The organism is Barnesiella sp. An22 (assembly GCF_002159975.1).
Classification (GTDB): Bacteria; Bacteroidota; Bacteroidia; order Bacteroidales; family Barnesiellaceae; genus Barnesiella; species Barnesiella merdigallinarum.
Map to the genome: position 1 here is coordinate 40,475 of NZ_NFJR01000011.1, position 25,394 is coordinate 65,868.

Consider the following 25,394-nt stretch of genomic DNA (forward strand, 5'->3'; position numbering starts at 1 on the left):
CGCGCCCCTGGGGCGAAAGGCCCCTTTTCATTCTTCCATTATTTATAAACTAAAACTGAGTATGTCGATAAGGTTAAATAAAGTAGCAAGAGATTTGAATGTGGGAATTCAGACGGCTGTCGAATTCCTTCAAAAGAAAGGTTTCACGGTAGAGGCCAACCCCAACGCCAAGATAACCGACGAACAGTATGCCCTGCTCGTTAAGGAGTTCAGTAAGGATAAAAGTCTGAAACTCGAGTCGGAAAGTATCAGCCTTGAGCGGCATAAGGAGAGAGCGAAAGCCGCGGCTTCGGCCGAACCCGAAACGGCTCCGGTCAAAGAGGAGCCGAAAGAGGTGAAAACGGTTATCCCCGAGCCGCAGCGTCCCAAAGTGGTGGGCCATGTTGATCTCGATGCCCTCAATCGACCCAAGTCGGCCGACCACAGCAAGCCTCGGGAGACGCCTGTCGAGAAGAAAGAGGAGCCCAAGCCTGCCGAGAAACCGGTCGAAGAGAAGAAGAGCGAGGCAACTCCTGCCCTCGAGGTTCCCAAGCCTCAGGTCGAGAAGCCCGCTCAGCCTGTGCAACCGGCTCAACCGGTGCAGCCTGCTGCTCCCGCCGAGCCCCAAAAGCCCGAGCCCGCACCGGCTGCCGAAGCTCCGGCCGCGCCGGCAAAATCCCAGGAATCTCCCGCTGCTCCTGCTCAGGAATCTCCCGAAACGGTCGAAAAGCGCGACGACGAAGTCTTTACGCTGGGTCGTCCTGCCTTCACCTCGAGCATCAATGTGGTAGGCCGTATCGACCTCGATGCGTTGAACCAGCAGACTCGCCCGAAGAAAAAGAGCAAGGAGGAGAAACGCAAAGAGCGTGAGAACAAGGAGAAACAGCGTCAGGAAGCTCACAAGGCTGCTACGGGCGGAAACGACGATGCCAACTCGCAAGGCGGCGAACGTCGTAAACGTCAACGCATCAACAAGGAGAAAGTCGACATCTCGAAGAGCATTTCGTCGATGGGCGGCAACCAGCCGGCCCGGGGCGGAAACGGTAAGAACAACGGTGGCGGCAACAAACCGAATAAGCAGAAACAACGTCCCATCAAAGCCGAAGTGAGCGAAGAGGACGTTCAGAAACAAATCAAGGAGACGCTGGCCCGCCTGACTACCAAGGGTCAGAAGAAGTCGGCCAAATGGCGTAAGGAGAAACGCGAGGCCTTCTCGAATCGCGAGCGCGAACTCGCCGAAATGGAAGAGGCCGAAAGCAAGGTATTGAAATTGACCGAATTTGTGACGGCTAACGACCTGGCTTCGATGATGAATGTGCCGGTGAACGAAGTAATTGCTACTTGCATGAGCATTGGCATGATGGTGTCGATCAACCAGCGCCTCGATGCCGAGACCATCAATATCGTGGCCGAGGAGTTTGGTTTCAAGACCGAGTATGTGAGTGCCGAGGTAGTCGAAGCCATTCACGAAGAGGAGGACAAGGAGGAAGACCTGCAGTCGCGTCCGCCGGTAGTTACCGTGATGGGTCACGTAGACCACGGTAAAACCTCGTTGCTCGACTACATCCGCAACTCCAACGTGATTGCCGGCGAGGCCGGTGGTATCACGCAGCACATTGGTGCCTACAATGTGAAGCTCGACGACGGCCGTCGCATCACCTTCCTCGATACGCCGGGTCACGAAGCCTTCACCGCCATGCGTGCCCGCGGTGCCCAGATGACCGATATTGCCATCATCATCGTGGCAGCCGACGACAACGTGATGCCGCAGACGGTCGAGGCCATCAACCACGCTTCGGCTGCCGGTGTGCCCATTGTCTTTGCCATCAACAAAATCGATAAACCCAATGCCAACCCCGACAAAATCAAGGAGGAGCTGGCCAATATGAACTATCTGGTCGAAGACTGGGGCGGAAAATATCAGTCGCAGGAGATTTCGGCCAAGAAGGGTACCGGAGTGCACGAACTCATGGAGAAGGTGCTGCTCGAGGCCGAACTGCTCGATCTGAAGGCCAACCCCAACCGCAAGGCCACGGGTACGATTATCGAGTCGACCCTCGACAAGGGCCGGGGCTATGTAGCCACCGTGCTGGTACAGAACGGAACCCTGCACAAGGGCGATGTGGTGCTGGCCGGTACCAACCACGGCCGTGTGAAGGCGATGTTCAACGAGCGTAATGCCCGCATCGAGTCGGCCGGTCCGTCGGCCCCGGTACAGATACTGGGCTTGAACGGAGCCCCGCAGGCCGGTGATACCTTCCACGTGATGGATACCGAGCAAGAGGCTCGCGAGATTGCCAACAAGCGTGAGCAACTGCAACGCGAGCTGGGCCTGCGTACCCACAAGCTGCTTACGCTCGACGACATAGGCCGTCGTATTGCCGTAGGCAACTTCCAGGAGTTGAACCTGGTTGTGAAGGGCGACGTAGACGGTTCGGTCGAGGCTCTGAGCGACTCGCTCATCAAACTCTCCACCCCCGAGATTCAGATCAACGTGCTGCACAAGGCCGTGGGTCAAATCTCCGAGTCGGATATTACGCTGGCCGCCGCCTCCAACGCCATCATCATCGGCTTCCAGGTGCGTCCCTCGGTAGCCGCCCGCCGGTTGGCCGAGAAAGAGGGCGTAGACATCCGTCTCTACTCCATCATCTACGATGCCATCGAAGAGGTGAAGGCCGCCATGGAGGGTATGTTGTCGCCCGAAATCAAAGAAGAGATTCTGGGTACGGCCGAGGTTCTCGAGACCTACCACATCACCAAGGTGGGCACGGTAGCCGGCTGTATCGTGAAGGAGGGCAAGATCAAACGCTCGAGCAAGATACGGTTGATTCGCGACGGTATCGTTATTTACAGCGGCGACCTGGGCTCGTTGAAACGCTTCAAGGACGATGTCAAAGAGGTGACTACCGGCTTTGAGTGTGGTTTGAACATTGCCAACTACAACGATGTGAAAGTGGGCGACCTCGTCGAAGCCTACGAAGAGGTAGAAGTGAAGAAAACCCTGTAAGCCGTCAGGCCCAGGGCAAATGAGATAGACAAGGCTGCTCCGGGAGACGGGGCGGCCTTTGTTTTCCCGCTTCATGTGTGTTATCCCTCTTTAACGGATAATAAGACCGAAAACTCTGCTATTCAAAATAAAAAAAGTAATTTTGCACCATTAACCAAACGCGAGCCGAAGCGATGAACTATATCGATTTTATCATAGTGCTGATTGTCCTTATAGGTGCCTTGTACGGACTCATCAAGGGGGTGTTCCGCCAATTGGGTTCGTTGGGGGGCTTCGTAGCGGGTGTGTTGGTCTCGCGGTTGTTCGGCGGTTCGTTTGCCTCGTTGCTGCAACAGATGTTCGACTTGCCTGCCGGTGTAAGCCGCATAGCCGCCTACTCGCTGCTCTTCCTGCTGGTCTATCTCATCTGCTTGCAGTTGATGCGGCTCATCCACCACATCTCCCACCAGGTGGCGCTGGGGTGGCTCGACCGCTTGGCCGGAGCTCTGTTTGGTGCCCTCAAATACCTGGTTATCTTTAGTATACTGTTGAATCTCGTCCATATCATCGATCCCAAAGTGCGAATGCTCCCGGCCCGCGAGGTATCCACCTCGCATCTCTACGGATATGCCTTGCGCATTGCTCCGGCTCTTTTTGCCATAGCTCAGGAGCAGCTCTCGGCCGAAAACAAACCCGCTCTCCGGTTGTTAACACCTTGTACGATATGCGACGACTCCTATCTCTGTTGTGAAAATTGTAAAGCCGATTGAAAATGAAACAGGATAATCCGAATGAAATATTAAGCGACGTTACCGTAAATGAGTATAAATACGGTTTCGTGACCGACATCGAAACCGATATTATCCCCAAAGGTTTGAGCGAGGAGATCATTCGCCACATCTCGCAGAAAAAGGGCGAACCCGAGTGGCTGCTCGACTTCCGTCTCAAGGCGTATGCCTACTGGAAAACCCTCGAGATGCCCCACTGGGCTCACCTGACGATTCCCGAAATCGACTATCAGGCCATCAGCTACTACGCTGCGCCCAAGACCAAGGCGGCTCCCAAGAGCCTCGAAGAGGTGGACCCCGAGTTGCGCAAGACCTTCGACAAGCTGGGCATCTCGCTCGAAGAGCAGATGAAGCTCTCGGGTGTGGCCGTCGATGCCGTGATGGACAGTGTGTCGGTGCGCACCACCTTCCGTGAGAAGCTGGCCGAGCTGGGTGTCATCTTCTGCTCGTTCAGCGAGGCGGTGAAAGACTACCCCGACCTGGTGAAACGCTACCTGGGGTCGGTCGTGTCGTATCGCGACAATTTCTTTGCCGCCCTCAACTCGGCCGTCTTTAGCGACGGTTCGTTTGTCTACATCCCCAAGGGGGTGCGCTGTCCCATGGAGCTTTCGACCTACTTCCGCATCAACGCGGCCAACACCGGCCAGTTCGAGCGCACGCTCATCGTGGCCGACGACGACAGCTATGTGAGCTACCTCGAAGGGTGTACCGCCCCCATGCGCGACGAGAACCAACTGCACGCCGCCATCGTCGAGATTGTGGTGCACGACCGGGCCGAGGTGAAATACTCGACCGTACAGAACTGGTATCCGGGCGACAAGGAGGGCAAAGGCGGTATCTACAATTTCGTGACCAAGCGCGGCATGTGCAAGGGCGACCACTCGAAACTGTCGTGGACCCAGGTCGAGACCGGCTCGGCCATTACCTGGAAGTACCCCAGCTGCGTACTGGCCGGCGACCACTCGGTGGGCGAGTTCTACTCGGTGGCCGTGACCAACAACTACCAGCAGGCCGACACGGGTACCAAGATGATACACATCGGCAAGAATACCCGCAGTACCATCGTCTCGAAAGGTATCTCGGCCGGTCGCAGCCAGAACAGCTACCGCGGTCTGGTAAAGGTGCTGCCCGGTGCCGAGAACGCCCGCAACTTCACCCAGTGCGACAGCCTGCTGCTCAGCTCCGATTGCGGGGCACACACCTTCCCCTATATGGATATTCAGAACGATACGGCCATCGTCGAGCACGAGGCAACCACCTCGAAAATCAACGAAGACCAGATATTCTATTGCAACCAGCGGGGTATCCCTACTGAAGATGCCGTGGGCCTTATCGTCAACGGGTATGCCAAGGAGGTGATGAACAAGTTGCCCATGGAGTTTGCCGTAGAGGCTCAGAAACTGCTGCAGATTTCGCTCGAGGGTTCGGTAGGATAAACTGCCGTACCCCACATCGGCGACAGGCTGCGGCCGAATAGTAAAACAGAAAAAAATAAAACCAGATATCTATGTTGAAGATTACAGACTTGCATGCCAGTATCAATGGCAAAGAGATATTGAAAGGCATCGACCTCGTGGTGAAACCGGGCGAGGTGCATGCCATTATGGGTCCCAACGGTTCGGGCAAGAGCACGCTCTCGGCCGTACTGACCGGAAATCCCGCCTATGAGGTGACTCGCGGTTCGGTCGAGTTCTACGGCAAGGACCTGTTGGCCCTCTCGCCCGAAGACCGTTCGCACGAAGGGCTCTTCCTCAGTTTCCAGTATCCGGTCGAAATCCCGGGTGTGAGCATGGTCAACTTCATGCGTACGGCGGTGAACGAGCAGCGCAAGTATCGCGGACTCGAGCCCCTCTCGGCTACCGATTTCCTGAAACTCATGCGCGAGAAACGGGCGATTGTCGAGCTCGACAACAAGCTGGCCAGCCGCTCGGTCAACGAGGGTTTCTCGGGCGGTGAGAAGAAACGCAACGAGATTTTCCAGATGGCCATGCTGGAGCCCCGCCTCTCGATTCTCGACGAGACCGACAGCGGTCTCGACATCGATGCCCTGCGCATCGTGGCCGGGGGTGTGAACAAACTCAAGAGCGAGAAGAATGCCACCATCGTCATCACCCACTACCAACGGTTGCTCGACTACATCGCTCCCGATTTCGTGCACGTGCTCTACAAAGGCCGCATCGTGAAGTCGGGCGGGCCCGAACTGGCTCTGGAGCTCGAGGAGCGCGGATATGACTGGATTAAAAAAGAGTTGGGCGAAATTTAAGAGACCGTTATGAGTGCAGTACAGCAATATATAGATTTATACCATTCGCAGAAGAACTTGATTGCGGGCCATTCGTCGCCGGTGATGAATGCCTTGCGCGACGAGGCGATGGCTCTGCTCGAGAGCAAGGGGTTGCCCACGCTCAAGGACGAGGAGTATCGCCGCACCGACATCGAGGCCCTCTATGCCCCCGACTACGGGTTGAACCTGGGCCGGGTCAATATCGAAATCAATCCCTACGAAGTGTTCCGTTGCGATGTGCCCAACCTGAGCACATTGCTCTACTTTGTCGTGAACGATACCTTCTACACCCAGGCACAGCCCGCTGCGGCCAAGTTGCCCGAGGGTGTCGTGGCCGGCAGCTTGTGCGAGATGGCCCGGCAATACCCGCAACTGGTAGCCCGCTACTACGGGAAGGCCGCCGACATGAAACGCGACGGCACGGTGGCGCTCAACACCGCCTTTGCCCAGGACGGATTCTTCCTCTATATCCCCGACGGGGTGGTGGTCGAGAAGCCCATCCAGCTGGTGAATATACTGCGGGGTAACGTCGACTTCATGGTCAACCGCCGGTTGCTCATTGTCGTAGGCAAGGGTGCCCAGGCCAAACTGCTGGTGTGCGACCACTCCGACGAGTCGTCGGTGCGTTTCCTCGCCTCGCAGGTGTGCGAGATATTTGTCGACGACGATGCCGTGTTCGACTACTACGACATGGAAGAGTCGTCGGAGAATACGGCCAAGGTGGCCTCGGTGTTTGTGCGCCAGGGGGCCCGGTCGAACGTGCTGGTCAACGGCATCGTGTTGCACAACGGGGTAACCCGCAGCAACTACTACTCGACCTTCGACGGCGAGCACGCCGAACTGTCGCTCTGCGGCATGGGCATCGTCGACAAGGAGCAGTCGGTCGACACTTATACTTATATCGACCACGCCGTTTCGCATTGCCACAGCAACGAGCTGTTCAAATATGTGCTTAACGACTCGGCCCGCGGGTCGTTCTGCGGCCGTATTCTGGTGCGCCACGGAGCCCAGAAGACCGAGGCCTATCAGGGTAACAAGAACCTGTGTGCCTCGCCGCTGGCCAAGATGTACACCAAGCCGCAACTCGAGATTTATGCCGACGACGTGAAGTGCAGCCACGGAGCCACCATCGGGCAGCTCGACCAGAACGCCCTGTTCTACATGCGGTCGCGCGGTATCACCGAGGCCGAGGCCCGCATGCTGCTGATGTTTGCCTTTACCAACGATGTCATCGAGCAGGTGCGTCTCGACGCCCTCAAGGATCGCTTGCGCCAGTTGGTCGAGAAGCGGTTCCGCGGCGAGCTGGCCAAATGTTCGGGTTGCCAGGCCTGCCGTTAACATGAAGAAAAGAAGAAAGGAGTTCCACTATGTTGGATATTGAGAAGATAAGAGCCGATTTTCCCATTCTGAAACGTGAGGTGTCGGGCCGTCCGCTCATCTATCTGGACAACGCCGCCACCTCGCAGACCCCCCGCTGCGTGGTCGACCACATTGCCGATACCTACTATCGGGTGAATGCCAACGTGCATCGTGGGGTGCATACCCTCAGCCAGGAGGCTACCGATGCCCACGAGGCGGCCCGTCGCCGGGTGCAGCAGTTTATCGGGGCCGCTTCGCCCGCCGAAATTGTCTTTACGCGGGGCACGACCGAAGCCATCAATCTGGTGGCCTCGTCGTTTGGCGACGAGTTCCTGCACGACGGCGACGAGGTGATTCTCACCGTCATGGAGCACCATGCCGATATTGTGCCGTGGCAGCTCTTGCAGCGCCGCCGCAAAATCAAGTTGCAGGTGGTCCCCATCAACGAGCGGGGCGAACTCGAACTCGAGGTCTACAAGCAGCTCTTCAACGAGCACACGCGGTTGGTGTGTGTGGCTCACGTCTCCAACGTGCTGGGCACCATCAACCCGGTGCGCGAGATGATTGCCTACGCCCATGCACAAGGGGTGCCGGTGTTGGTCGACGGGGCTCAGGCCATCCCTCACCTGCGGGTGAACGTGCAGGAGCTCGATGCCGATTTCTACGCCTTCTCGGCTCATAAGGTATATGGTCCCACGGGGATAGGTATCCTCTATGGCAAGGAGAAGTGGCTCGATGCCATACCTCCCTATCAGGGAGGTGGCGAGATGATTGCGCATGTCGACTTCTCGGGGACGACCTTCGGCGAACTGCCCTTCAAGTTCGAGGCCGGTACGCCCGACTATGTGGGTACGGCCGCTTTTGCCTCGGCGCTCGACTATGTCGACAGCATCGGGCTGGAGGCTATCGCCGCTCACGAAAACGAGTTGTTGCGCTACACCACCGCGCAGATGGAGCAAATCGAGGGGATGCGTATCTTCGGCACCTCGCCGCACAAGAGTTCGGTCATCTCGTTTCTGGTCGACGGTATCCACCACTACGACATGGGCATGTTGCTCGACAAGCTGGGTGTGGCCGTCCGCACGGGTCACCACTGTGCCCAGCCGCTGATGACCTCGCTCGGTATCGAGGGCACGGTGCGGGTGTCGTTTGCCGTGTACAATACCCAGGCCGAGGCCGACGCCTTCATCGCCGCCTTGAAACGGGTAGTACAGATGTTTCGATAACGAAAATATTCACTTGCAATAGCAGCATTCTGAGGCGGCCGACGGTTGCCTCAGAATTTTTTTTTGCCCTTCAGGAAGTACTCCATCGTGATGTTTCGCCGGGCTTCGGGGAAGGTGTTCAACAGGTTCTCCTGGGGGTGACGGGTGTATTGCTTGCGCATCTTGCGGAAGTCGTTGTGTGCTTTCAGAATGGCGCGGGCATGAGGTATCTGTCCCAGGGCAACGAACCGGGCGAAAGCCAGCGTGTCGTAGAGCCGGCGGATGAACAGCACCTTTTTCCCCTCCTGTCGGGGCAGGTTCTTGTGGAGCATGAGCAGGTTGTTGCGGAAGTTGAGGTAGGTCTTCTGCGGATTGGCCGCATCGAGCGAGGCCCCGCCCTGGTGGTGCACCCGGCTTTGCGGCACGACAGCTATGCGATAGCCCGCCAGGTGGATGCGCCAGCAGAGGTCTATCTCCTCCATGTGGGCAAAGAAACCGGGGTCGAGACCACCCACCTCGCGGTAGACGGCGGTGCGCACGAAGAGGGCGGCACCGCTGGCCCAGAAGATGTCGAGCGGGTCGTCGTACTGCCCGCAGTCGGTCTCGAGGGTACCGAAGAGGCGCCCGCGGCAGAAGGGGTAGCCGTAGCGGTCGATGAATCCGCCGGCGGCTCCGGCATATTCGAATTTCTCGGGTTCTCGCAGCGACCGTATTTTGGGCTGGCAGGCAGCCACGTCGGGGTGACTCTCGACAAACTCGAGCAGCGGCTCGAGCCAGTGGGCCGTCACCTCCACGTCGGAGTTGAGCAGCACTGCATATTCGTAGTCCAGTTCGTCGAGAGCCTGGTTGTACCCCTCGGCAAAACCGTAGTTGCGGGGGAAGGGCAGCAGGAGCACCTGGGGAAATTCGCGGGTGAGGAGTTCGACCGAGTTGTCGGTCGAGCCGTTGTCGGCCACCACGATGTCGGCCAGATGAGCCGGCGTGTGAGCACACACCGAGGGGAGGAAGCGTTGCAGCAGGGCGGCCCCGTTCCAGTTGAGTATGACGACGGCGACTTTCTTTTTCATATCAGGTATTGGGGAAATCTTCGTGTTTGTATTTCCAGCGTTTGTGGGTCCACAGCCAGGCCCAGGGGTTGCGCAGGATGGTCTTCTCCATCAGGGCGGTATAGCGGTCGGTGATTTCGAACTCGGGCAGCTCGTTGGGGTGCAGGGCCACCTCGCGGATGGTCGCTTTGTAGTACCCGCGTTTTACCACTTCGACATCGAAATAGAGCACGGCAAAGTCGGTTTTGCGGGCAATCTTTTCGTAGCCGGTGAGCACGGGCGAGTCTTGCGAAAGGAACCGGGCCCAATGGTGGATGTTGGCCGGCGACGGCGTCTGGTCCGACATGAACCCCGTAATCGAGGGGCGTCCCGAGCGCTTCATCTGCAAGATGGCCCGCAGCGACTCTTTCTTGGCGATGCAGATGGTGCCGAAACGCGAGCGCAGCTTCAGGAAGAAGCGGTCGAACCACTCGTTTTTCAGCGGCCGGTATATCTGGCCCGAGATGGCCTCGGGGTGGTGTATCCACAGCGTGACCGAGGGTACCCACTCCCAGTTGCCGAAGTGGCCCAGCAGGATGATGATGGAGCGGTTCTGGTCGAAGAGGCGGTCGATGATGTCGGTCTGTTCGAAGACCATGCGGCGGCGCATCTCCTCGTCGGAGATGTGCAGGAGCTTGATGGTCTCTACGATGTAGTCGCAGAAGTGGCGGTAGAATTTCTTCTCGAGCCGTATCAGCTCCTGCTCGCTCTTGTCGGGGAAGGCGTTGCGCATGTTCTCCAGCACCAGCCGGCGGCGGTAGTGCACCACATAGTAGAGCGGGTAGTAGAGCAGGTCGGCCAGCAGGTAGAGCACCCGCATGGGCAGCAGGGCGTGCAGCTTGAACCAGAGGTACAGCGGCGAGTAGATGATATTTTGCAAAGTCTCTTTTTTCATGTCGCTCGGTTTAAATCTCGGTGGCGATGAGGGCGTCGCCGGCCTCGTTGAAATCGCCAAGCCGCACGGGCCGGCAGGTGTTGACCCACTCCTTGCGGTAGGGCATCTCTACCCGTATGTAGTTGTCGGTGAAGCCGTGCATGGGGGCACCCTTGCGCGGTTGCTCGAACAGTACGGGGCGCGTGGTGCCCTGGAACCGGGTATAGAAATCGTGCAACTTCCGCTCCGAAATCTCGAGCATGCGGCGGCAACGCTCGTGCCGCTCGGGTATGGGCACGACCGGCTCTATCTTCAAGGCCTGGGTACCCGGTCGTTCGGAGTAAGTGAAGACATGCAGTTGCGAAATGTCGAGCCCCTCGACAAACCGGCGGCTCTCCTCGAACAGCTCTTCGGTCTCGCCCCGTACGCCGGTGATGAGGTCGACCCCGATGAAGGCGTCGGGAATGAGACGGCGTATGGTCTCTATCTTGTGGGCGAAGAGAGCCGTGTCGTAGTGACGGTGCATCAGCTTCAGCACCGTGTCGCTGCCCGATTGCAGGGGTATGTGGAAGTGTGGGGCAAACCGCTGCGACTGGGCTACGAAGGCGATAATCTCGTCGGTGAGCAGGTTGGGCTCAATCGAGGAGATGCGGTAGTGCGCGATGCCCTCGACCTGGTCGAGCGAGCGGATGAGGTCGAGGAAGGTCTCGCCCGTCTGTTTGCCGAAGTCGCCGATGTTCACCCCCGTGATGACAATCTCCTTACCCCCGGCGGCAGCCACTTCGCGAGCCTGTGCGGTGAGCTGCTCGATGGTGCCGCTGCGGCTCCGGCCCCGGGCAAAGGGTATGGTGCAGTAGGTGCAGAAGTAGTCGCAGCCGTCCTGTACCTTGAGGAAGTAGCGGGTGCGGTCGCCCCGCGAACACGAGGGCGAGAACTTGCGGATGTCGCGGGTAGGGGTGGTAATCACCTCGCCCACCTCCTGTCGCTTGTGCAGGTCGCCCAGATATTGCAGGATGTCGAGCTTCTGTTCGGCACCCAGAATCAGGTCCACGTCGGGGATGTGGGCAATCTCGTCGGGTTTGAGCTGCGCATAGCAGCCGGTCACCACGATAAAGGCCTGCGGGTGTTGTCGGGCGATGCGACGGATGGTCTGCCGGCATTTCTTGTCGGCCAGTTCGGTCACCGAGCAGGTGTTGATTACGCAGATGTCGGCCTTTTCGCCGGGTCGTGCCTTGCGAATGCCGTGAGCCTCGAGGGTCTTCCCGATGGTGGAAGTTTCGGCAAAGTTGAGTTTGCAGCCCAGTGTGTAGTAGGCTGCGGTCTTATTCTGGAATGTGTTGACGTCTATCATAATCGGTGGGTCGAAATGCCAATATAGGCGACAAAGTTACTCATTTCATTTAAAAATGTGTAGTCCCTCTATTCTAATAGTTGTATAAGAATGAATGATTTTACAAACAAAGTCGTATATTTGCTACCGAACTAATTAAATTCGGGATATGATTTCTGAAAATTTCATCAAGATATATGAGTCGAGCTTTCGGGAAAACTGGGACTTACCTGCATTGACCGACTATAACGAACAGCGCACATATACCTATCAGGATATGGCGCGCGAAATCGCCAAGCTGCACATTCTTTTCCGCCATTGCCAAATCAGACGGGGCGACAAAATCGCTCTCGTGGGGAAAAACACCCCCAACTGGTGCATCGCCTTCATGGCTACGGTTACCTATGGCGCCATACTGGTACCCATTCTGCAGGAGTTCAATCCGCACGATATACACCACATTATCAACCACTCCGACTCGGTGATGCTCTTTGTGGGCGAAAACATCTGGGAGAATATCGAGATGGAGAAGTTGCCCGAGGTGCGTGCCGCCATTTCGCTGCAAGACTTCTCGTGCCTCGTACAGCGCGACGGCGAAGAGATAGCCCGGTGCCTGCGCGACATGAAGCGCCGGTTCAAAAATACCTATCCCAACGGCTTCAGCCGGTCGGACATCCGCTATGCCGACCTCGACAACGACAAGGTGATACTGATCAACTACACCTCGGGAACCACGGGTTTCAGCAAAGGGGTGATGCTCACGGGCAACAACCTGGCGGGCAATGTGATGTTCGGCGTGCGTTCGCACCTGCACTACAAGGGGAGCAAGTGCATCTCGTTCCTGCCGTTGGCCCATGCCTACGGGTGTGCCTTCGACCTGCTCACGCCGCTGGCCGTGGGTACGCACATCACGCTGCTGGGTAAGATTCCTTCGCCCAAAATCCTGTTGAAGGCGCTCGGGGAGGTGCGGCCCAATCTCATTATTTGCGTGCCGCTGATTCTCGAGAAGATTTACAAGAAACAGATACAACCCTTGCTCAACAAGACGCCCATGCGTTGGGCCTTGAATATTCCCATTCTCGACACCCGTATCTACGGGCAGGTGCGCAAGAAACTGATCGATGCCTTCGGCGGCCGCTTCGAAGAGGTGATTGTGGGTGGTGCTCCCATCAATCGTGAGGTCGAGGAGTTTCTGCACAAAATCAAATTCCCCTTTACCGTGGGCTATGGCATGACCGAGTGTGCTCCGCTGGTGAGCTACACGTCGCACCGTGAGTTCCGTCCCGGTTCGGCCGGCCGCACGCTCTTCGGCTATGTCGAGACCAAAATCGACTCGCTCGACCCCGAGAATATCCCGGGCGAAATCTGTGTGCGGGGCGAACATGTGATGAAGGGTTACTACAAAAACGAAGAGGCCACCAAAGCCGTGCTCGACGAAGAGGGTTGGCTGCACACCGGCGACATGGGAACCATGACCCCCGACGGTACCATCTACATCAAGGGGCGCAGCAAGACGATGATTCTCACCTCGAACGGCCAGAACATCTATCCCGAGGAGATTGAGGCCAAGTTGAACAACATGCCTTTCGTGATGGAGAGCCTGGTGGTCGAACGTGATGGCAAACTGGTGGCTCTCGTCTGTCCCGACTACGAGGCGATGGACAGTTACGGCGTTTCGAATCACGATTTGCCCATGACCATGGAGGAGGTGCGGTGCAACCTGAACAAGATGTTGGCTCCCTATGAGCAAATAACCCGTATCCAACTCTATCCGAATGAGTTTGAAAAGACCCCGAAGCGAAGCATAAAACGCTATTTATATGATAATTGAGTTTTTTGGGTTGATTTTTCCCAGAAAAATCAAAATATTCTGAAAAAAAAATAAGATTAGGAGTACAACATATAAAAAGAATGTATACCTTTGTAGCGTTTTTGAAGCAAAAAAATATTGTTTTATCTTTAATTTGAAGGAAATGAAAAAGTTAGTTTTGTTCTTCGCTGTTGCATTTGCAATGTCTTTCGCTTCTTGCGGCAATAAAGCTGCTGAATCTACTGAAGCTGTTGATAGCACTGCCGTTGTAGAAGAAGTTGCAGTTGAAACTGTTGACTCTGCTGCTGTTGACTCTGCTGCTGCTGACACTGTAGTTGAAGCTGCTGCTGTTGCTGAATAATTTACAGCAAAGACTAAAAGAATTGGGGCTATCCCTCGGTGAGGGTTAGCTCTTTTTTTGTTTTAAAACCAATGTAGGGTTTGTCTTGTAATCTACTGATAAACAGTTTACTATTGCTTGCTGGGTAGGCCTGTTTGTCTGGAATGGATGTGGAGGGGTGCTTCTGAAAGAGAGGGGAGAAGAGAGGTTATCCCTGTGGGTAGAGCAGGTGAATGATTTGGGCCGTTGTCTGTTTGAGGTTCTCGGCGGCAATATGTGGCTGCAGGGCTCTCTTGAGCGGCATGGCCGATGACTGTATGCAGAAGATGCCCCGGAACCCGGCCTGGAGCAGGGTGTCGTGGTCTTCGACCGCTCCTCCCAAGACTACGACCGGGATACCTTTTTCGCGAGCCGGGAGCAGTACACCGTAGGGGGCTTTCCCCATGAGGGTCTGCCGGTCTATCTTTCCTTCGCCCGTAATCACCAGGTCGGCCCCGTCGATGAGGCGCGAAAATTGCAGCGTCTCCAACACGGTTTCGATGCCCGGTTTCAGGGTGGCCTGGAGGAAGGCCAGGCAGGCAGCGCCTACTCCTCCGGCCGCTCCGGCTCCTTGGGTTTGGCTGATATCCCGATGCAACATGGATTCTACACAGGTGGCAAAACGCCTTAATCCGTTGTCGAGGGTAACGACATCGTGAGGGGTAGCCCCCTTTTGTGGGGCAAATATGTAGGCGGCCCCGCTGGGACCGAAGAGGGGATTGTCGACATCGCAGATGATGGTGAAGCGGCAACCGGCCACGCGAGGGTTCATGCCGCTGGTGTCGATTGTCGTCAGGTCGTTGAGCGATTTGCCGCCCGGTTTCAGCTCTGCACCCGCCGCGTCGAGAAACCGACAGCCCAGAGCCTCGAGCATCCCTTTGCCGGCATCGTTGGTGGCACTGCCGCCAATGCCCATCACCACGTGGCGGCACCCGCGGGTGCAGGCGTCGGCAATGAGCTGGCCCGTGCCGTAGGTGGTGGTGACGAGCGGGTTGCGCTCCTCCTGCGACAGAAGGGTGAGGCCGCTGGCCGAGGCCAGATCGATAATGGCCGTCGGCTCTCCGTGAGTGTGCACGATGCCGTATGCCGCTGGAATTTGCCGCATGAGCGGGTCGTTCACCAGGCAGTTGACATACTCTCCGCCCAGGGCCTCGACCAAAGTCTCCATCGTCCCCTCACCGCCGTCGGCAACAGGTACCTTGATGACCTGAGCCTGGGGTAGTGTGAGACGGATGCCGGCCTCGATGGCGGCTGCCACCTGAGGGGCCGACAAGGAGTCTTTGAACGAGTCGGGAGCTACGACGATTTTTCTCATGGGGAGGTATGGCAAATGAGAGATGTGTCGGTCGGGTTATTTGATTTTCATAATCTTACGTATCGTTTGGGGGATGTCGGTGTTGTCGCCCACGGTAGCAAATCGGGTGGCTTCGCAGCCGATGGCATAGAAGGGCACGAAGCCGCCGGTGTGCGAGGTGCTGCTCCAGGCTACCCCGATTTTTTTATCGAGCAGGGCGATGGCTTGAGCCACCAACGGCTCGGTTTGGGCATACAGCGTGACCTCCTGCTCCTTGCTTTTTTGAATGACGGTGCGGTAGTAGCACTGCATGAGTGCGGCCTCTTCGCCGGCGTTGACCGGAATCTTTGTCCACAAACCGGTATGGTCGGCCAAGACCTTTCGGGCTTTCTCCCAGCTATCTACCTGGCCGTTCTTTTTCAACGACCGGAACAGGTCGGAGAGCGACTCTTTGGAGAGAGTCTGGTAGTTGACATATTCCCAGTAGAAGGGTCGCATATTGGTTTCGCCCATCGTCAGGCCTCCGGTTTCGTGGTCGGCAGTGACGATGATGAGGGTCTCGTCGGGGTGCTTCTTGTAAAATTCGTAGGCGATTCGCACGCTGCGGTCAAACTCGGCCGTCTCGAAGATGGCGGTCGCCAGGTCGTCGGGGTGCGAGGCGTGGTCGATGCTGGCCCCCTCGATCATCATGAAAAATCCCTTTTTCCCTTTTTCGCGATAGAGTTTGTCGATGCCGGCCTGTACCATAAATTCCAGACCCATCGCTTCGGGTTTCCGCTCGAGAGCGTAGGGCAGCCACGAGCGCGAGGCGGTATCGGTGTCGAGCAGGAGCATCTTGCCGGTAGCCCGGTTGGCGTTGTATCCGTCGATACCGCGGCATATGGTGTAGCCCTGTTGGCGGTAGTAGTCGTAGAGCGAGGGTTGCGAGGGTGCATACGGTTGCTTCAGGGCGCTGCCGGCCAGGAAATCGAATTGGCTGTCGGCCCCTTCCTTGCCGATGAGGTAGGCCTCCTTACGCATTTGCGAGGCATAGAAGGCTGCCGGGGTAGCGTCGTCGATTTGTCCGCTGGTTACGAGCCCTATGGCATACCCTTTGTCGCGCAACTGTTTGGCGATAGAGGTGAGCGGTTTTTTGTCGGGCGAGATGCCTACGTGGTCGATGTTTGTCTTGTGTCCCGTGGCCAGAGCCGTGGCGGCAGCAGCCGAGCAGGTGATGAGGCTGTTGTTGGCGTGGGTTCTGACGGCCGAGTGCACGGGAAAGTCGAGAAAGGCAATCGACTCGTTGCCGGCCTTGTAGTTGCCGTGTTCGTAGTAGAGTTGGGTAGCCAGCACGTGCGAGAAGCTCATGCCGTCGCCTATGCAGAAAAAGATGTATTTGGGTGTTTTGGCCGAGAGTGAGGTCGAGCAAAGAGCGACCACCAGGGCTACAATCCAGAGTTGAACGGTTTTTTTCATGGGGTAACGGTTGTTTATGACAGGTTATTGCATGGAACATTCGAGGGTTTTGGGGCGGGCCATCGATTCGGTATAGACGTTGCCGAATCGGTCGGTCACTCTGATTTCGACGGTCGAGGTGGCACTCGAGGCGGTTGCCTTGAACATGTGGGCCGTGGTGCAGGTGACAAAGTCGGCCGTAGGTGTAGAGCCCACGTTCAGCCGTTTGGCTTCGTAGGATATGATGTGCAGCGGGTCTTTCGTCACGACCCGGGTGACTTCCAGCGGTTTTCCGTCTTCATACATTTCGACACTCCACTGCGGGTCGTAATCCCACACGTTGACGAGTATCTCGTTGTTGCTGTTGGATTGGGCATATACGTCGCTGTAATTCTCCATTTTGGCTTCGGTCGAGTTGGGCGCGAACTTGGCCGCCGTGATATGGCACTGGTTGAGGTCGTAGCTGCGGAACTGTTTCGACTCCTCTTCGCCGATGCCCTTGTATCGCCATTTCACCAGGTTGCCGTCGACGGTGAAAATCTTGTAGCCGCCGGGCGATCCGTCCTTGCAGATGTGGTTGCCGGCATATCCGTTCTTCCCGGTCCACCACCAGGTGGCGCATATGGCGGCTATGTTGTGCTCGATGAGGCGGTCGCTGGGGGTGATGGTGTAGTTGATATGGGTATGGCCGGTAATGACGTGGGCGTTGGTAAACTCCTTGAGATAGTTTACGAGGGTGGTCCCGCCGCTCATCGATATGCTGCTGACTTGCGGCAGCGAGGTGGGATTGGCGTAGAGTTGGGCGTGCATGGCGACGAATACCGGCCGGCTCTTGTCGGTAATCGTGGCCAGGTCGTTTTTGAGCCAGATGAGCTGGTTTTCGGTCAGTTTTTTGTTGTAGTTGCGTTTGCCCACGGTACCCTCGCTGGCTCCGGTGTTGATATACTGGATGTTGTCGAGTACGATGTAATGGACATTTCCCAGATTGAACGAGTAGTAGGTAGGGCCGATGATGTCCTTGAAGGCCTGTTCGGCCAGCCAGTCATCGGCGCAATAGGGGTCGTTGTCGTGATTGCCCGTACTGTTGAAGAGGGGAATATCTACCGACTGGATGGTCGACAGGTAGTTGGAGAGGTCGTAGTGGTTGTCGTACCAATAGAGGTCCCAGGTCATGTCGCCCAACGTGAGGCCATATACCTTCTTTCCCTCGCCCCGGTACTTTTCGATCGAGGCTTTCAGGTCGGGGAGGAATTTCCCGGAGAATTGGGAGAGGTCGTTGTTGCGGTTGGCCAGGTGCATGTCGGCCAGAGCCAGGAGCACATGGTTGGTATTGTCGGTCGCCGTGAGCTTGAAGTCGTGTTGCTCTACAGAGTCGTCGCTTTTCAGCCGGTAGAAGAATTGGGGCCGGTTGTTGGCCTTGATGTCGACTTCGTAGTTGCCCGGTACGGAGATGAATACAAAGCCGCTCTCTTTGTCCGATGCGATGTAGTACCGCCCGTTTTCGTCGGTGAGGGTCACTTGTCGGCCGTCCGATACGGCTACGTCGGGCAACGGTTTGTCGCCGCAATATACTACCCCCTTGAGGGTCATGCCTGCGATGTCGGGGATATTGAAATCGACCTTCTTGTCGACGATCAGTCTGGTCTCGCCCAGCAGGCAGGAGTCTGCCTCGCGTTTGAGCCATAGGCTGTAGGTCGACGATACGATATTCCGGGGCATGACGATTCCTGCCCGGTTGGCGGTAACGTCGACAAGCGGCAGCGTGAACCGCAGGGAGTCTGCCGCCGGGGCAGCCAGGGTAAGGCTGTCCGACTGCAGGAAGCCCTCGCCTTGCATGACTACCGTACTGTCGGGCCAGGTGTGTATCTCGGCCTCGATGGCAAAGTCTTTAATCTCTATGCCACTCTCGATTGTGTCGGTCGCGGGTGCGGCAATCTCGGGCATATCCTCTTTTTCGGTGCAGTTGTGGAACAGCAGCGGCAGACCGGCGAGGAGAACAATCGGGACAATGGGGTTGAAACGGAGTCTCATGGCAGTCGCTTATTGGGGCAGGGCGACGATGGCATTGACTACCTCGCGCTCGCCTTCGTGGTCGAACTTCTTGTTGTCGTAGGGGTGGTTGATGATGCCCGTGTGGTTGTTCCACAGCGTGGCCGAGCCGCCTCCATCGAGGTTAAGGGCGTCGGTCATGCCCAGTTGCTGGGCCAGGTACGAGAGTTCGTCGATAGACATGCCGGCGGCTTTCCCCTTGAACCGGCCGTCGACAACCACCATCATCACCTGATGATCTTTCGTGATGCCGATAAAGGCTCGCGGGTGGCGTTTGTAGAAACCTTGCGGTACGTCGGAGCTGAAGGAGTTGCCTCCCTTGGCAGCTTGATTGTCGTTGGCCTCGAAGGTGGGAGCCATTTGCCGCACACCGTCTTTCAAGAGCAGCGGCCCGGCAGTGAGTATGTTTTTATATCTCTTTTTCAGTTTTTTAGCCGAGATGGAGTCGAAGGGGTGAATCTCGATTCGGTTGTGGTCGGTCGTGATGGCACCGGTGGTGCGGAAGGCATCGGCCTGCGTCGTTTCGCCATAGACCTTGCCCTCGAGTTGGACGAAAGTCGAGGGGAGCCCCGTCTTGACATTGAAGTACCCCCCGTTTACGGCCACTTCTGCACCGCTCTTGCGAGCCAGGTCGCTGGTCATGGCGATGTGCGGAGCCTGTACGATTCGAGTTTTGTATTTGCGGGCATCGTATTTGATGATGGCAATCTGTTGAGGCGAGTCGAACAGTTGCAGGTTGGCACTCAGGCACACGGCTCCGTGAGCCAGGGTGTCGGTTTCCCATTGCGCGTGGGCGATGGTCAGGGAGTCTTGTTGGGTTTGAGCCTCTCCGCCGAGGGCAAAAAGCAGCAGTAACGCTGTCGAGAAAATAAGCTTAATGTGTTTCATAGGTGTAAAGTAAAATAGTATGATTTCAGGGGGATAAAAGTATAAAAATTTTATAACAAAAAAGTTTCATCCGACCGCTAACGCAAGTATACCGGCCGGAATTTATGAAAAATTAAGGGGCGTTTCGGCGCTGTTTCAACGGGTCGCACGGTCGGCTTCGGTGTGGTGGAACGTGAGCCGTTTGCCCCGGCTCGTACCCACGGGTTTACCCTCGGCAAATACCTCGTTGCCATTGACAAAGGTGCGTTCGATGGTAGCCGGGAAGGTGTGCCCCTCGAAGGGCGACCATCCGCACTTCGACAGGATGTTGTCGCGTGTGACGGTATAGGGTTTGTGCGGGTCGACCACCACGACGTCGGCATAGTAGCCGGGGCGCAGATAGCCTCTCCGGTCGATGCGGTAGAGCAGGGCCGGAGCATGGCACATCTTCTCTACCAACAGTTCGAGGGGGAATTCGCCCCGTTGTGCCAACTCGAGCATCACTTGCAGCGAATGCTGTACGAGGGGGCCTCCCGAGGCCGCTTTGAGGCACGACCCCTGCTTCTCGCTCCACAGGTGCGGAGCGTGGTCGGTCGCTACCACGTCGAGCTTGCCGCTGCGCAGGGCTTCGAGCAGGGCTTTGCGGTCGCCGCAGGTTTTGACGGCCGGGTTCCATTTGATGCGGTTGCCATATTGGGCGTAGTCGTTGTCGTCGAACCACAAGTGGTGCACACACACTTCGCCGGTGATGCGCTTTTGTGCCAGTGGTGCCGTGTCGAGCAGCGACATTTCGCGGGCGGTCGAGAGGTGCAGCAGGTGCAGCCGGGTGCCGTATTGCGAAGCCAGTTCGGCGGCACGCGACGACGAGGCATAGCAGGCTTCGGCACTGCGTATGAGCGGGTGGAAGAAGATGGGCAGGTCGTTGCCGAACCGCTCGGTATAATATTTTTTATTGGCCTGGATGATGCTCTCCTCTTCGCAGTGTACGGCGATGAGGGCTGGTATCTCGGCAAAGATGCGGCGCAGGGTCTGCTCGTTGTCGACGAGCATGTTGCCGGTCGATGAGCCCATGAAGATCTTGACTCCGCAAACCTGCGTGAAATCGGTCTGCCGGAGCACCTCGAAGTTGTCGTTGGTAGCTCCGATGTAGAACGAGTAGTTGGCCGGCGATACCTGGGCGGCCCGTTCGTATTTCCATTCGAGGGCCTCGAGGGTCGTAGTCTGGGGCAGGGTGTTGGGCATGTCCATAAACGAGGTGACGCCACCGGCCACGGCAGCCACCGACTCGGTAGCGATTTCGGCCTTGTGGGTGAGACCCGGTTCCCTGAAGTGTACCTGGTCGTCGATAGCTCCGGGCAAAACCCATTTCCCCGTGGCATCGACTATGCGTTGGGCGGTACAGGCCTCCGCTTCGGGCAGTTCGCCCCGGATAATCGATTCGATACATTCACCGTCGATGACAATCGAGCCCACGAATTGCTCGCCATCGTTTACTATTGTTCCGTTTTTGATAATTGTTTTGCCCATGGCCGATAGATGTTTAAGGCGGTTCCTTATCCCGGTGGGGTTACCGCTTGGGGTATTTGCGGAACCAACTGTCTATTTTCAGTTTGATGACACCGAACACAGCCTCGCCGAAGATGCTGCTGTTCATTTTGCTTTCGCCCAGTACCCGGTTGATAAATATGATAGGCACCTCTTTGATGGTGAATCCACATTTGTAGGTGGTGAACTTCATCTCGATCTGGAAGGCATAGCCTTTGAACCGAATCGAGTCGAGGCCGATGGTCTCGAGTACCCGGCGACGGTAGCAGACAAAACCGGCGGTGGTGTCGTGTATCTTCATGCCGGTGATGAAGCGCACATATTTCGAGGCGAAGTAAGACATCATGACCCGGCCCATCGGCCAGTTCACGACATTTACCCCCGTCACGTACCGCGAGCCGATGGCCATATCGGCGCCGCCCGTCTTGCAGGCCGCCAACAGTTTCATCAAGTCTTGCGGGTTGTGCGAAAAGTCGGCATCCATCTCGAAGATATATTCGTATTTGCGGGCGATAGCCCATTTGAATCCCGCAATGTAGGCTGTGCCCAATCCCTGTTTGCCGGCACGCTCCATCAGGTGCAGGGCTCCGGGGAATTGCTTTTGCAGCGACCGCACGATTTCGGCGGTCCCGTCGGGCGAATTGTCGTCGATTACGAGGATATGGAACTGGCGGGGCAGTTCGAATACGGCATGGATGATGGCAGCGATGTTCTCCTTCTCGTTGTAGGTAGGAATGAGAACAATATTCTCTGATCTCGAAGACGCAGTGTGGTCCATATAACTCTCTGGTTTGGGTGTTTATCACAACTCATGCAGGCAGCCCGTGAGCCTCGCCCGCATTTTATCCATACAAATATAGTGAAAGGTGAGAGCAGAGGCAAACAAAAACGAAGTTTTTCAGTTTGCCTGTGCCGAGCCGCCTCCTATATTCTGGAAATATAGTGAAAGGTGAGAGTCGGGGCTATGGTATGGCACAGGGTGAAAACCCTTATCGAGGAGCGATGCCGTGGCGTTCGAAAGCCTGTCGATCTTCGTCGTCGAAGGGGAGATACTTCACGGGTACAGGTATGTTGCGCTCGCCCAGATAGTATCGTTTGTCCAGGTGGAACGAGGGACTCACGAGCGAGAGACTGTCGATGCGATAGTCGGTCTCGATGCCGCCGATAGACAGCAAGGTGTGGAATACGACCCGTGAGTCGAAGGGCGTTTTGTGCTGCTCGCGAGCCTGTTGGGTGTCGAGTGGGAACTGGCTGACATATTGGGGCGAGAACCACAAGACAAACGGAATGTGCAACTGATAGTAGGTGGGGATGGGCGAGGCATGCAGAAAGCGGTCGCGGTCGTCGTCGAGCAAATCTTCGCCATGGTCCGATAGGTAGAGCAGGGCCGAGGTCTTCCCCGTGCGGTCGAGCCGTTCGATCAGCTGGTCGAGTAACCAGTCGGTTGCCACAATCGAGTTGTCGTAGGCATTGATCATGGCCTGCCTGTCTTTCCGGTTGATTTCGTTGATGTAGTCGGGCGTAAAGCTGCGGTTCTCGGCCGTATAGCGTTCGCAATAGTTGAAGTGAGAACCGTAGGTATGCAGCACGATGAGCTGCTTGGCGGGTCCGCTGCGAAGCAGCGAGTCGACCACCGGCAACAAGGCGTTGTCGTAGAGGTGAGTCTTGTTTTTGGGAGCCAGCAGGTAGAGGGTACAGTCGGCCTCGTCGGCAAAGAAGTCGGTAAACGAGCCGTTGTGCAACTGGTTCGAGATGAATGCCGTGCGGAATCCGGCCTGTTTGAAGGCCGTGATGAGGCTCTTCTGCCGGTAGATTTGGTTGAAGTCGAGGGCGTCGGCCGGACTGAGCATGAGGGGTACGCTCTTGTGGGTGGCGTTGATTTGGGTCAGCACATCGTCGAAGTGGATGACGTCGTGTCGGGCACCGAGGCGTGGGGTGGTGTTGCGTTCGTAGCCGTAGAGCCCCCAGTTGCCGGCGCGGGCCGTCTCTCCTATGACGAAGATATAGACCTCGGGCATTTGCGGGTCGCGCGACGACGAAGCCCGGTAGTCAAAGTCGCGCGAGGTGAGGTGGTAGTTCTTGGCCGCCTTCCAGCTGCTCACGGCAAACCGCGCGTTGTTGAAGGCGTTGATGGGGTAGAGGTTGTCGAGCCGGGCCCGGTGGGGCGCCTGCCGGTGTGCCGGGGTATAGATGAGCAGGCCTGTACCCAGCAGGAGCATGGAGAGCATGAAGGCCCGTTTTTGGAAAAGGGGCGTGAGCGAGTCGGACCGGCGTATGGAGTAGACGGCCAGAGCCAGAGCCGGCAGATAGAGGATGAATACCCCCACGACAGCCGGGGCCAGCTTGTCGAGCAGTTCGAAGGCCTCGCCGCTATTGGTGGTAAACATGTTGAGGAACATGTCGGAGGCGATGATGGAGTTGCCGAAAAGATAAAGCAATACCAGTTGGAATGCCCCGATGAAGTGGAGCGGGAACAGCGCCCAGAAGGTAATGCCCGGTTTGCGCGAGAGGTTCAGCAACAGCAGGTAGAGAGCCCCCGGTATAAGTATGTAGACCACCTTGAACAGGAACGGCAGATGCTCGGTGAAACAGAGAAACAGGTTGGGCACCAGCATCACGGCCAGGAATATCCAGAAGATGCGCCGTTGTGTGAATAGTCGATTAAAATGCTTCATTGATGTTGAATAAAAATCCCGATTGTCCTTTCTTGCCAAATCCGTAGTCGAGTCGCAGGTTGACCCGGTTCTTGAACTCCCAGCGGTAGCCTATCCCGTAGTTGGGCAGGGTGTGCCCCCAGTCGAAGCGTGAGAACGAGGGGAACACGTTGCCGGCACCCACCCACACGGCTATGCCGTTGCGGTGCCAGATGTGCTGCCTCAGTTCCAGCTGGGTCTCGATGAGGCACTTGTCGCGGTAGCGCCCTTCGTAGTATCCCCGCATGCGGGTCGAGCCGCCCAGCGAGGCGAGCATGTTCCAGGGCACATCGCCGTAGTTGAATTCGCCGTGCAGGTCGAAGGCGATGATGGCTCCCTCCCACGCCCGTTGGTAGTAGTCGAAGATGAAGGCGGTGCGGGTGAAGGGATGCTTGTTGCCGAAGATTCGGGGGAAGAAGCGTTGCCGCACGTTGAAGTAGACCCCGCGGGCCGCGTTGGGAATAAAGTCGCGGCTGTCGTAGGTGAGGGCCAATCCCGCACTGGTGCTGATGACTTCGCGGGGTTCGCCGTTGAGCAGAGCCGGTTTGGTAAAGTCGGAACCTTTCACCCAGTTGAATCCGGTGGTGATACCGCCGTACAGGTTGTTACAGAGGCGGGCCAGCCAGTCGATGCGCACGATGGTTTCGAGCCGGTTGTAGCTGCTCTTGTTGTCGTTGTTGTTGCCGTTGTCGTAACCGATTCCCCAGAAGTCGCTGGGGAAGGTATAGAGGTAGAAGTCGTAGTCGATGCGGTATTTGTTTTCGGGGAATATGTTGTTGCCCTTGACCCCGATGAGCAGGAAGCCCGTGGTGGTGGCGTCGCCGTAGATCGATACGTTGGAGAGTTGTGTGAGCGAGTCGTGTCGCATGCGATAGGTGCCCGAGGCTACGATACCCAGTCCCAGCTTGGTAGTCGAGGAGTAGTGCGGGCCGCCGATAATGCCGAAGTCGAATTTTTTGTCGGGGCGCGGTTCGTTGGATTCGTTGAAGTATTTCAAGACCTTCTGAAACAGATTCAGTTTCTGGGGAGCCGGTTGTGCCAGCAGACTGTCGGTCGAAGCTATTACGGCAATACTGTCGCTCTCGGCCATATTCTGGGCCATGATGGGCGATTGGCAGCTCCAAGCAAGGCCGCCGAGGGCAAGTAACACATATCGTACAAATAGTTTCATATTCTGGTTTAGTTCGTTTTCTCTCACGAGTTGGGCTGCAAATGTATATTATCTGCGATAAACAGCCTAATCGCTTTTGGTTCAACCTGTTAAGTTTTGTATAAATTTTCTTTTTGAAAAGATTACCGATTCGGCAATGCAATTAGCCCGCAGGAGAGGCTTTTCTTGAGAATAACAAATTACGGTACAGAAGGTTCTGTTGTTGACACTATTTATAAAAAAAGTCTTTTCATTCCTGTGAAGCGACAGGCCGGGGGTGCCG

At 56.7% G+C, this 25,394-nt stretch carries 19 protein-coding genes; 8 read left to right on the plus strand and 11 right to left on the minus strand.

Annotated features, from left to right (window positions below):
- The first annotated feature begins 61 nt into the window (after window positions 1–61).
- The 6 genes from infB (at window position 62) to B5F38_RS10605 (ending at window position 8,622) form a co-directional block, all read left to right on the plus strand.
- Entirely contained in the window at window positions 62–2,986 is a 2,925-nt protein-coding gene (infB, locus tag B5F38_RS10580) for a translation initiation factor IF-2 (RefSeq protein WP_087409260.1), read from the plus strand.
- 173 nt (window positions 2,987–3,159) lie between these two features.
- Window positions 3,160–3,735: a CvpA family protein gene (locus B5F38_RS10585; protein WP_087409261.1), complete on the plus strand. Its 576-nt coding sequence runs from the start codon at window positions 3,160–3,162 to the stop codon at window positions 3,733–3,735.
- A gap of 2 nt (window positions 3,736–3,737) precedes the next feature.
- A complete protein-coding gene (gene sufB / locus B5F38_RS10590; protein WP_087409262.1) occupies window positions 3,738–5,189 on the plus strand; it encodes a Fe-S cluster assembly protein SufB in 1,452 nt (483 codons plus the stop codon).
- A gap of 71 nt (window positions 5,190–5,260) precedes the next feature.
- On the plus strand, window positions 5,261–6,016 hold the full coding sequence (gene sufC, locus B5F38_RS10595) for a Fe-S cluster assembly ATPase SufC (RefSeq protein ID WP_087409263.1): 756 nt from the start codon (window positions 5,261–5,263) through the stop codon (window positions 6,014–6,016).
- A 9-nt stretch (window positions 6,017–6,025) separates the two neighbouring features.
- Complete coding sequence (gene sufD / locus B5F38_RS10600; RefSeq protein ID WP_087409264.1) at window positions 6,026–7,375, plus strand: Fe-S cluster assembly protein SufD; 1,350 nt, start codon at window positions 6,026–6,028, stop codon at window positions 7,373–7,375.
- 29 nt (window positions 7,376–7,404) lie between these two features.
- Window positions 7,405–8,622: a cysteine desulfurase gene (locus B5F38_RS10605; RefSeq protein WP_087409265.1), complete on the plus strand. Its 1,218-nt coding sequence runs from the start codon at window positions 7,405–7,407 to the stop codon at window positions 8,620–8,622.
- A gap of 50 nt (window positions 8,623–8,672) precedes the next feature.
- Here the strand turns inward: B5F38_RS10605 and B5F38_RS10610 are convergent, their stop codons facing one another.
- From B5F38_RS10610 to mtaB, 3 genes are read right to left on the minus strand one after another with little or no spacing between them, the layout of a single operon-like run.
- The gene (locus B5F38_RS10610; protein ID WP_087409266.1) at window positions 8,673–9,668 is read right to left on the minus strand and encodes a glycosyltransferase family 2 protein; all 996 of its coding nucleotides are present in this window, start codon (window positions 9,666–9,668) and stop codon (window positions 8,673–8,675) included.
- 1 nt (window position 9,669) lies between these two features.
- Entirely contained in the window at window positions 9,670–10,581 is a 912-nt protein-coding gene (locus tag B5F38_RS10615; RefSeq protein WP_206422491.1) for a lysophospholipid acyltransferase family protein, read from the minus strand.
- Window positions 10,582–10,591: 10 nt separating this feature from the next.
- The gene (gene mtaB, locus B5F38_RS10620) at window positions 10,592–11,911 is read right to left on the minus strand and encodes a tRNA (N(6)-L-threonylcarbamoyladenosine(37)-C(2))-methylthiotransferase MtaB (RefSeq protein ID WP_087409268.1); all 1,320 of its coding nucleotides are present in this window, start codon (window positions 11,909–11,911) and stop codon (window positions 10,592–10,594) included.
- 148 nt (window positions 11,912–12,059) lie between these two features.
- Between mtaB and B5F38_RS10625 the strand changes: the two genes are divergently transcribed.
- Window positions 12,060–13,721 (plus strand): AMP-binding protein, encoded by a 1,662-nt coding sequence (locus B5F38_RS10625; RefSeq protein ID WP_087409269.1) that lies wholly within the window; start codon window positions 12,060–12,062, stop codon window positions 13,719–13,721.
- 142 nt (window positions 13,722–13,863) lie between these two features.
- Complete coding sequence (locus B5F38_RS10630; protein ID WP_087409313.1) at window positions 13,864–14,061, plus strand: hypothetical protein; 198 nt, start codon at window positions 13,864–13,866, stop codon at window positions 14,059–14,061.
- A 187-nt stretch (window positions 14,062–14,248) separates the two neighbouring features.
- Here the strand turns inward: B5F38_RS10630 and B5F38_RS10635 are convergent, their stop codons facing one another.
- The 8 genes from B5F38_RS10635 to B5F38_RS10670 all read right to left on the minus strand — a co-directional run bounded on the left by B5F38_RS10635 (window position 14,249) and on the right by B5F38_RS10670 (window position 25,132).
- On the minus strand, window positions 14,249–15,394 hold the full coding sequence (locus B5F38_RS10635) for a glycerate kinase (RefSeq protein WP_087409314.1): 1,146 nt from the start codon (window positions 15,392–15,394) through the stop codon (window positions 14,249–14,251).
- A 36-nt stretch (window positions 15,395–15,430) separates the two neighbouring features.
- Window positions 15,431–16,828, minus strand: coding sequence for an alkaline phosphatase (locus B5F38_RS10640; protein WP_087409270.1), 1,398 nt, complete (start codon window positions 16,826–16,828; stop codon window positions 15,431–15,433).
- A 24-nt stretch (window positions 16,829–16,852) separates the two neighbouring features.
- Window positions 16,853–18,838 carry a calcineurin-like phosphoesterase family protein gene (locus B5F38_RS10645; RefSeq protein WP_087409271.1) on the minus strand — a complete coding sequence of 662 codons (1,986 nt, stop codon included), beginning with the start codon at window positions 18,836–18,838 and terminating at the stop codon, window positions 16,853–16,855.
- 9 nt (window positions 18,839–18,847) lie between these two features.
- Window positions 18,848–19,744: a phosphodiester glycosidase family protein gene (locus B5F38_RS10650; RefSeq protein ID WP_241147853.1), complete on the minus strand. Its 897-nt coding sequence runs from the start codon at window positions 19,742–19,744 to the stop codon at window positions 18,848–18,850.
- Window positions 19,745–19,879: 135 nt separating this feature from the next.
- Window positions 19,880–21,250 carry a dihydroorotase gene (locus B5F38_RS10655; RefSeq protein ID WP_087409272.1) on the minus strand — a complete coding sequence of 457 codons (1,371 nt, stop codon included), beginning with the start codon at window positions 21,248–21,250 and terminating at the stop codon, window positions 19,880–19,882.
- A gap of 40 nt (window positions 21,251–21,290) precedes the next feature.
- Complete coding sequence (locus tag B5F38_RS10660; RefSeq protein WP_087409273.1) at window positions 21,291–22,046, minus strand: polyprenol monophosphomannose synthase; 756 nt, start codon at window positions 22,044–22,046, stop codon at window positions 21,291–21,293.
- Window positions 22,047–22,257: 211 nt separating this feature from the next.
- Window positions 22,258–23,943 (minus strand): lipid A phosphoethanolamine transferase, encoded by a 1,686-nt coding sequence (locus B5F38_RS10665; protein ID WP_087409274.1) that lies wholly within the window; start codon window positions 23,941–23,943, stop codon window positions 22,258–22,260.
- Window positions 23,930–25,132 carry a BamA/TamA family outer membrane protein gene (locus tag B5F38_RS10670; RefSeq protein ID WP_087409275.1) on the minus strand — a complete coding sequence of 401 codons (1,203 nt, stop codon included), beginning with the start codon at window positions 25,130–25,132 and terminating at the stop codon, window positions 23,930–23,932. The genes B5F38_RS10665 and B5F38_RS10670 overlap by 14 nt, the downstream gene beginning before the upstream one ends.
- Between the last annotated feature and the right edge of the window lie 262 nt (window positions 25,133–25,394).